This window comes from Allorhizocola rhizosphaerae (genome assembly GCF_003426775.1).
Taxonomy (GTDB): domain Bacteria; phylum Actinomycetota; class Actinomycetes; order Mycobacteriales; family Micromonosporaceae; genus Allorhizocola; species Allorhizocola rhizosphaerae.
This window is the reverse complement of record NZ_QJUG01000305.1, coordinates 1-8,069: the sequence shown is the minus strand read 5'-3', so window position 1 is coordinate 8,069 and position 8,069 is coordinate 1. Positions and strand designations below refer to the sequence as shown.

The 8,069-nt window shown below is 71.4% G+C and carries 6 protein-coding genes and 1 pseudogene; all 7 read left to right on the top strand.

Features of this window, described 5'->3' with window-relative positions; translation table 11 throughout:
• Nucleotides 1-1,572 (top strand): DNA repair protein RecN (gene recN, locus DM816_RS38005; RefSeq protein WP_117215340.1); only part of this gene is annotated, 1,572 nt, incomplete at its 5' end.
• A 76-nt stretch (nucleotides 1,573-1,648) separates the two neighbouring features.
• Nucleotides 1,649-2,827: a putative cytokinetic ring protein SteA gene (gene steA, locus DM816_RS38000; protein ID WP_117215339.1), complete on the top strand. Its 1,179-nt coding sequence runs from the start codon at nucleotides 1,649-1,651 to the stop codon at nucleotides 2,825-2,827.
• A gap of 19 nt (nucleotides 2,828-2,846) precedes the next feature.
• The gene (locus tag DM816_RS37995) at nucleotides 2,847-3,776 is read left to right on the top strand and encodes a copper transporter (RefSeq protein WP_117215338.1); all 930 of its coding nucleotides are present in this window, start codon (nucleotides 2,847-2,849) and stop codon (nucleotides 3,774-3,776) included.
• Nucleotides 3,777-3,808: 32 nt separating this feature from the next.
• Entirely contained in the window at nucleotides 3,809-4,594 is a 786-nt protein-coding gene (locus tag DM816_RS43230; RefSeq protein WP_425455328.1) for a hypothetical protein, read from the top strand.
• Nucleotides 4,576-6,066, top strand: a complete 1,491-nt coding sequence (gene murJ, locus DM816_RS37990; RefSeq protein ID WP_162908255.1) for a murein biosynthesis integral membrane protein MurJ — start codon at nucleotides 4,576-4,578, stop codon at nucleotides 6,064-6,066. Before DM816_RS43230 ends, murJ begins: the two co-directional genes overlap by 19 nt.
• Nucleotides 6,063-7,139, top strand: a complete 1,077-nt coding sequence (locus DM816_RS37985; protein WP_117215336.1) for a glycosyltransferase family 4 protein — start codon at nucleotides 6,063-6,065, stop codon at nucleotides 7,137-7,139. Before murJ ends, DM816_RS37985 begins: the two co-directional genes overlap by 4 nt.
• Nucleotides 7,139-8,069: pseudogene (locus tag DM816_RS37980) on the top strand (hypothetical protein); the annotation flags it as partial. The gene DM816_RS37985 and the pseudogene DM816_RS37980, both read left to right, overlap by 1 nt.

The window sequence follows — 8,069 nt, the reverse complement described above, 5'->3', positions numbered from 1 at the left end:
GGCCGGGCGACGGTCGAGGGCCGGTTGCGGCTGCCCGCGCACACCGCGGCCGCCGTGTCCGCACGCGTCGCCGACGCCGGGGCCGAGCCGGACGAAGACGGCAGCCTCCTGCTCAGCCGCACCGTGACCATCGAGGGCCGCTCGCGGGCGCACGTCGGCGGGCGTTCCGTGCCCGTGTCGCTGCTCGGGGAGGTGGGCGAGCAGGTGGTCGCGGTGCACGGGCAGTCCGACCAGCTGCGGCTGCTGCGCCCGGCCGAGCAACGCGCGTCGCTGGACCGGTTCGCCGGGCCCGAGCACGAGAAGCTGCTCGTGGAGTTCAAGGAGCTGTTCGCGCGCTGGCGCGCGGTGGCCGACGACCTGGACGACCGGCGGCGCAACGCGCGCGAGCGGCATCAGGAGGCAGATCTGCTGCGCCTCGGGCTCGACGAGATCACCCGGGTTGACCCGCAGCAGGGTGAGGATGAGGAGCTGCGCGCCGAGGCGCAACGCCTGGAGCATGCGGAGGGTCTGCGCACGGCGGCTCAGCTTGCGTACCAAGCGATTGGGGGCGGCGGCGAGGTCGAGGCCGAGGATGTGAGCACTCTGCTGGGCACGGCCCGGCGGTCGCTGGATGCACAATCCGGTGTGGACGCCAAGCTCGGCGAATACGCGGGCCGGCTGGAGGAGGCCGCGACGCTGGTGGCCGACGTGGCGGTCGAGCTGTCGGGCTATCTGGCCAGTTTGGACGCTGACCCGGCGCGGCTGCAGACCATCTACGAGCGCCGGGCCACGCTGCGCACGCTGACCCGCAAATACGCCGACGATGTCGACGGTGTGATCGCCTGGGCGGAGCGGGCCAAGGAGCGGCTGTCGCTTTTGGACACGTCCGACGAGGCGCTGGAGGAGATGCAGCGCGAGCTGGAGCGCCTGGCCGGTGAGGTGGCGGGCGTGGCGGCGCGGCTGCGTGCGGCGCGACGCGAGGCGGCGGTCCGGTTCTCCGACCTGGTGACCCACGAGTTGGCCGGCTTGGCGATGCCGCACGCGCGGGTCGAGGTCGTGGTCTCGCCGCGGGCGGCGGGCGGCGACGTGTCGCTCGTGGTCGACGGGGTCGAGTCCGGCGTGAACGCCGACGGGGCCGACGAGGTGGAGCTGCGGCTGCTGGCGCATCCGGGCGCGCCGTCGCTGCCGCTGCAACGCGGAGCCTCCGGCGGTGAGCTGTCCCGAGTGATGCTCGCGATAGAGGTCGTGTTCGCGGGCGTGGGCGGCCCGCCGACGCTCGTGTTCGACGAGGTCGACTCGGGTGTGGGCGGCACGGCGGCGGTCGAGATCGGCAAGCGGCTGGCGCGGCTGGCGCGCAACCACCAGGTGCTCGTGGTCACACACCTGCCACAGGTGGCGGCGTTCGCCGACCGCCATCTGGTGGTGGCCAAGGACACAGGTGGAGCGATCACCACCAGCGGCGTGCGGGTGGTCGAGGAGGCGGAGCGGTCCCGTGAGCTGGCTCGCATGCTGGCAGGTTTGCCGGACTCAGATTTGGGCATAGCGCACGCGGAAGAACTCCTTACCGTGGCGCAACGGGAACGAGCTGGCTGAAAACTCCCTGGCAACTAACGGATCAAGGGGTGTCGGTTTACCGGAAGTACTTCTTCTCATGCCAGGATGGCTAGCGATGCGCCTACCGACATTGCGCCGGACCCGGAACGCCGAACCGGGCACTCTCGCCGGCACAGCGCGGCTCGACCGCCGGACCAAGCGTCTGGTCGGTCGATTGCGGCCGGGCGAGATCGCTGTGATCGACCACGTTGACCTCGACCGGGTGGCGGCCGACTCGCTGGTCGCCGCCGGTGTGGCGGCCGTGCTCAACGCCAAGCCGTCGATCTCCGGGCGCTATCCCAACCTCGGGCCGCAGGTGCTGGTCGAGGCGGGCATCCCGCTGCTGGACGACCTCGGCGAGGGCATCTTCCAGCAGGTGCGCGAGGGCGACTTCGTGCGCGTCGACGGCAACACGGTCTTCATGGGCGACGAACCCGTCGCGCACGGGGTGCGGCAGGACGACGAGACCGTGGGCAAGGCCATGCTCGACGCCCGCGAAGGGCTGTCGGTGCAGCTGGAAGCGTTCGCGGCGAACACCATGGAGTATCTGAAGCAGGAGCGCGAGCTGCTGCTCGACGGCGTGGGCGTGCCCGAGATCAAGACCCAGATCTCCGGGAGGCACTGCCTGATCGTGGTCCGCGGCTACGACTACAAGCTCGACCTCGAGGTGCTCCGGCCCTACATCCGCGAGTTCAAGCCCGTGCTCATCGGGGTCGACGGGGGCGCGGACGCGCTGGTCGAGGCCGGATACTCGCCGGATATGATCATCGGGGACATGGACTCGGTGACCGATGACGTGCTGCGGTGTGGCGCCGAGGTCATCGTGCACGCCTACCCCGACGGCCGGGCGCCGGGCCTGGCCCGGGTGCACCAGCTGGGTGTGCCCGCCATCACGTTCCCGGCAGCGGCGACCAGTGAGGACATCGCGATGCTGCTGGCCGACGAGAAGGGCGCGGCCCTGATCGTGGCGGTCGGCACGCACGGCACCCTGGTGGAGTTCCTGGACAAGGGGCGCGGCGGCATGGCCTCGTCGTTCCTGACCCGGCTGCGCGTGGGCGGGAAGCTGGTCGAGGCCAAGGGCGTGAGCCGGCTCTACAAGCAGAGCATTTCCGGCTCGTCCGTGCTGCTGCTCGTGCTGTCCGCGATCTCGGCGATGGCGGCGGCTGTGGCGGTGTCGACAGTGGGCAAGGCCTATCTCTCCCTGGCCGCCGAGTGGTGGGACAATCTGGTCTTTGACCTGCAGCAGCTGTTTTAAGGCTTGAGGTGCGATCAAGGTGATCAATTTTCGGTACCACGTCGTGTCATTGACCGCCGTGTTCCTCGCACTGGCGATCGGGCTCGTGGTCGGCACCGCCGCGCTCAACGGCCCGGCAGCCGACGCGCTCGGCGAACAGGTGGACGCGTTGCGCAAGGCCAACATGCAGCTGCGCGAGCAGGTGACGGGCCTGACCGACCAGGCCAACCGCGAGGAGCAGTACGTCAACGAGGCGGCTCCCGTGATGCTCGACGGCAAGCTCGCCAACCGGCGCATCCTGCTCGTCGTGCTCCCGTCGGGGGTCAACCACATGGAGGGGATCGCCAACAAGCTGACCATCGCCGGGGCCAAGCTCGCGGGCACGGTCACGTTCCAGGACAAGTTCTTCGCCAGCGAGGAGAGCAATCCGCTGCTGGACCTGGCGTCGCGGTCGCAGCCGGCGAGCGTGCCCAACTCGGCGCTGCCGGTCAACAGCTACGGAGCCGAGACATCCAGCGCGCTGCTCGCGACCGTGCTGCTCGACCGGACGCTCGCGATCACACCCACCGATGTCACCGAGGTGCTCACGGCGTACAACAAAGCGGGTTATCTCAACGTCGAAGGGTCGGTGACCAACGGCGCCGAAGCGGTGGTGTTCGTGTCTGGCGCCCCGCCCACCGATCGCCAGGCGGGCGGCAAGACGGTGGCCCAGGCGACCACGCTCGTGCAGTTCGACAAGGTCAGTGTGGCCGTGGTGGCCGGCGTGCTCGGCGGCGACGGCAACCTGGTCGGGCAGGTGCGCGACGACGCCGCCCTGGCCAAGAGCATCTCCACTGTGGACAATTCGTCGACCGCGCAGGGGCAGGTGGCCACGGCCCTCGCGGTGTGGGAGCAGCTGAGCGCCAACCGGGTCGGGCACTACGGGGTCGGGCCGAAGTCGAGCTCGCAGGTGCCGCAGGACAAGAAGTGATAACCGGAGCCGGCTCACGGCCGCCCCACGACGTGGGCGGTCGAGCTGCGTGGCGGGGTTTGCGCGCGCTGTTGGGTGCGGTGATCGCGCAGGCGCTCACAAGAGCCTTCACCATAACCGCCTTGGAGCGGACCAACTTTCGCGGCCGCACGGTGAGCCTCGCGGGCGGACCCGCGCTGGCGGTGGCCGCCAGCGTGACCGGAGCGTTGGGAGACAGGCGGACCGCACCGGCGGTGCTGACCGCAGGGCTCGGCAGCGGGGCGGTCGGGCTCTATGACGACATCGTGGGGGCACGGCCGGAGCAGAAGGCATACAAGGGTTTTCGCGGTCACGTGGGCGCGCTGCGGGAGGGGCGTGTCACGAGCGGGATGGTGAAGATCGCGGGCGTGGGGGCCGCGGCCTTGGCGGCGTCCGCACTACTGCCCCGGCGTCGCAAGGTGGATGTGCTCCTTGGCGCGGGCGTCATCGCGGGCGCGGCAAACCTGTTGAACCTGCTGGATTTGCGGCCGGGGCGGGCGCTCAAGGTGGGCGTGGCCGTGGGCGCGCCCATGAAGGAGATGGCCGGTCCGGTCGGTGCGGCGGGCGCGCTGCTGCGCTCCGATCTCGACGAGCAGATCATGCTGGGGGACTCCGGGGCCAACGCCCTGGGCGCGGTGCTCGGCGTTGGCATCGCGGCCCGGACCGGGACGTGGGGGCGGTTGGCGATCCTCGCGGGGCTCACGGCGCTGACGCTGGCGAGCGAAAAGGTGAGCTTCACGAAGGTGATCGCGGACACGCCGATGCTGCGGCGCGTGGACGAGTGGGGCAGACGCTCCTGAGGGGCACGATCGCCGGCGCGGCCACGCTGATCGCCGTCCTGACGGTCGCCAGCCGGGTGTTCGGGTTTGCCCGCAACGTGGTGTTCACGCTGTCGGTCGGGCCGACCGAGCTGGGCGATATCTATCTGGCCGCCAATACGGTACCCAATGTCGTCTTCGAGATTGTCGCCGGTGGCGCGTTGGCGAGCCTGGTGGTGCCGTTGCTGGCCGGGCCGGTCGCCGCCGGGGATCGGCAAGCGGTCAAGGACGTGACGTCGGGGCTGCTGACATGGACGCTGCTGCTGCTCGTGCCGTTGGCCGGGCTGCTGGCGCTGCTGGCCGGGCCGGTGATCGACCTGCTCGCCCCCGGGGCGGGGGAGGCGCAGCGGGAGGCGGGCACGCTGCTGCTGCAGATCTTCGCGCCTCAGCTACCCCTGTACGGCATCGGGATCGTGCTGACGGGAGTCCTGCAGGCGCATCGGCGGTTCGCGTGGCCGGTGATCGCGCCGCTGCTGTCGAGCGTCACGGTTATCACCACCTATCTGGCGTTCGCGGCCGCGGCCGGCACACGGCCGGGCCTCGAATCGGTCCAACGTGGACAGCTCGTGCTGCTTGCCGTGGGCACCACGCTCGGGGTGGTCGTGCTGTCGCTGTGTCTGGTGATTCCGGTGAGCCGGTTGCGGATCGGGGTGCGGCCCACACTCGAATTGCCCAGCGCCGCAAGGGGTTTGGCGCTCGCAGGCGCGGCGACCGTCGTGGCGCAGCAGCTGGCCCTGTTGGTGGTGATCCGGCTCGCGCTCGCGGGGCCCGAGGGGTCCAACGTTGCGTACAACCTGGCGCAGACGTTCTATCTGCTGCCGTGGGCGGTGCTGGCCGTGCCCGCCGCAACGGCGGCCTACCCATCGATCGTGACCTCGGCCGACCGGGAGCGGCTCGTGGCCAGGACCGGGTCGGCGATTTTGTGGCTGAGTTGCCTGGGCGCCACGGGACTGGTCGTGCTGGCGCACCCGATCAGCGGGTTGGTGATGCCGGACGCGGGCTCGCGTTCACTGGAGCTGGCGATCATCGGGTTTGCGCCGGGGCTGATCGGGTACGGGATGGCTGCGCTGTATCAGCGGACGCTCTATGCTGTTGGGGCGCAACGGTTTGCCGCGCTCGCGATCGGTCTGGGTTGGACGGTCGCGGTCGTGGCGGCGTTCGCGTTGAGCGCGCTGCTCGACGAAGGCCAGCGCCCGCTCGCGCTCGCGGTGGCCAACTCCATTGGCATGACCGTGCTCGGCGTGGCGCTGGCCGTGGGCGTGGCGCGCCGGTGCGGGCGGGAGGCGTTGCGCGGTGGTGCGAAGGCGCTCACTGTCGGATTGGCGGCAGCCGGTGCGGCGGTTTTGGTGGCTTTTGCCGCTACCCCGCGGGATTGGCCGTTGATCTGGGAGGGCATGCTAGCGGGAAGCGCCGCTCTGCTGGTGTTCGCCGCGGTCTGGAGGGTGGGTCGATGACGGCACGACGCGTGATGCTGGTCCTGGCATCCAGCACGGGTGGGATCGGCGCGCATGTCGCGAGCCTCGCCGAGGGGCTGGCCGCCAACGGCAACACCGTGGACGTGGCGGGCCCGGCGGCGACCGAGAGGCAGTTCAGGTTCACCGCGCGGGGCGCGTCGTTTTACGCCCTCGAGATACCGCCCAATCTTCACCCGAGCGACATGCGTGCGGTGCGGTCGCTGCGGCACCTGCTGGCGACGGTCAAGCCCGAGGTCGTGCACGCGCACGGGCTGCGCGCCGGTCTTGCCGCCACGCTGGCCCGGCCGGCCTGCCCGCTCGTGGTGACCTGGCACAACGCCCCGCTGCGCGGCGGTCTGCGGGGCCGCATGCACACCCTGGTCGAGCGGATCGTGGGGCGGGCGGCGGCCGTGACCCTGTGCGCGTCAAGCGATCTGGTCGTGCGGGCCAAGGCGGTGGGCGCGCCGGATGTGCGGTTCGCTCCGATCGCTGCGCCGGCGCTGCGGCCCCCGAAGCGCACGCGGTCGGCCATGCGCAGTGCCCTGGGCGTGACCGACGAGCAGCTCGTGGCGGTGTCCGTGGGCCGGCTGCACCCGCAGAAGGGCTACGACACGCTGGTCCAGGCGGCGGCGCGCTGGCGCGATCTGCACGTGCGGGTGTTCGTCGCCGGCGAGGGTCCGTCCTATCTGGACCTCGCGGCGCAGATCTCCGAGCTGCGCGCGCCCGTGACCCTGCTCGGCCACCGCACCGACGTGGCCGACCTGCTGGCCGCGGCCGATGTCGCGCTCGTGACCAGCGTGTGGGAGGCGCGCCAGCTGTTCACGCAGGAGGCCCTGTCGTCGGGGCTGCCACTGATCGCGACGGCGGTGGGCGGCATACCTGAGCTGGTGGGCGACGCGGCCGTGCTGATCCCGCCGGGCGACGTGGAGGCGCTGGACAAGGCGTTCCAGGGGCTGGCGTCCGATCCGGCGCTGCGCGCCGATCTCGCCGAGCGCGGGAGCGCGCGGGCGCGGGAGTTGCCCGACGAACGGTCGACCGTGGCCAACGTGGAGAAGGTGTACGCCGAATTGTGATGCGCCTCCTGTTCGCGGCCGCCCTGCTCGTCATCTGTGTACCCGTCCCCGCCTCCGCGGCGGCCCAGACGCGCGCCGACTACGTGATCGTCGCGGGCGCGCCGGGGCTGCGCTGGGACGACGTGTCGGAGCAGGCCACGCCCACGCTGTGGCGGCTGGCCCAGCGCGGGTCGATCGGGTCGCTCACGGTCCGGTCGGCGCACGTGCCCACGTGCCCGGGTGACGGGTGGGTGACCCTCGGCGCGGGCAATTTCGCCGCGCGGACGGCGGACACGGTCGAGGTCGAGTGCCCGCCGCTGGAGGTGGCCATCGAGCGGCCCGACGAGCTGGGGGGCAGCCTGCCCGACCAACCGTCCGTGGTGAACGCGCAGCATGGGCTGCCGTACGGCGCCGTGCCCGGTGCGCTGGCCGAGTCGGTGCGCTGCACGACAGCCGTGGGAGCCGGGGCGGCCGTCGCGGCGGCGCGCCCGTTCGGGCGTGTGGACCGTTACGTGCCAACACTTCCCGACGAGGCCACCGCGCTGCTTTCGACGTGCATCCTGAGCATTGTCGAGCTGGGCACGATCTCCGCCGCGGAGCCGTCGCAAAGGGCCGAGCAGGCCGAGCAGGCGGACGCGCTGCTTGCCCGCCTGGACGCGGAACGGCCGGCGAACTCCACGATCGTGGTGGCGGGAGTGTCGGATACCGGACTGCCGGGGCGGCTGCATCTGGTGTGCATTGATGGGCCCGGATGGGACCGGGGTTGGCTGACGTCGGTGACGACCGGGCGGCGCGACGGCTATCTGGAGCTGGTGGATCTGGCTCCGACCGCCCTGCGTGTACTGGGCCGCGAGCCGCCGGAGCGCATCTTCGCCGGTGCGCCCGCCGCGTCGGCCCCGGGCCGCCCGGACGATCTCACGGCGGCTTTGGCAGCGCTGGCCGACGCCGACC

Bases quoted from the DNA above. Each gene is read 5' to 3' on its own strand.
- DM816_RS37985 (WP_117215336.1), top strand. From the start codon at position 6,063: ATGACGGCACGACGCGTGATGCTGGTCCTGGCATCCAGCACGGGTGGG.
- steA (WP_117215339.1), top strand. From the start codon at position 1,649: ATGCGCCTACCGACATTGCGCCGGACCCGGAACGCCGAACCGGGCACT.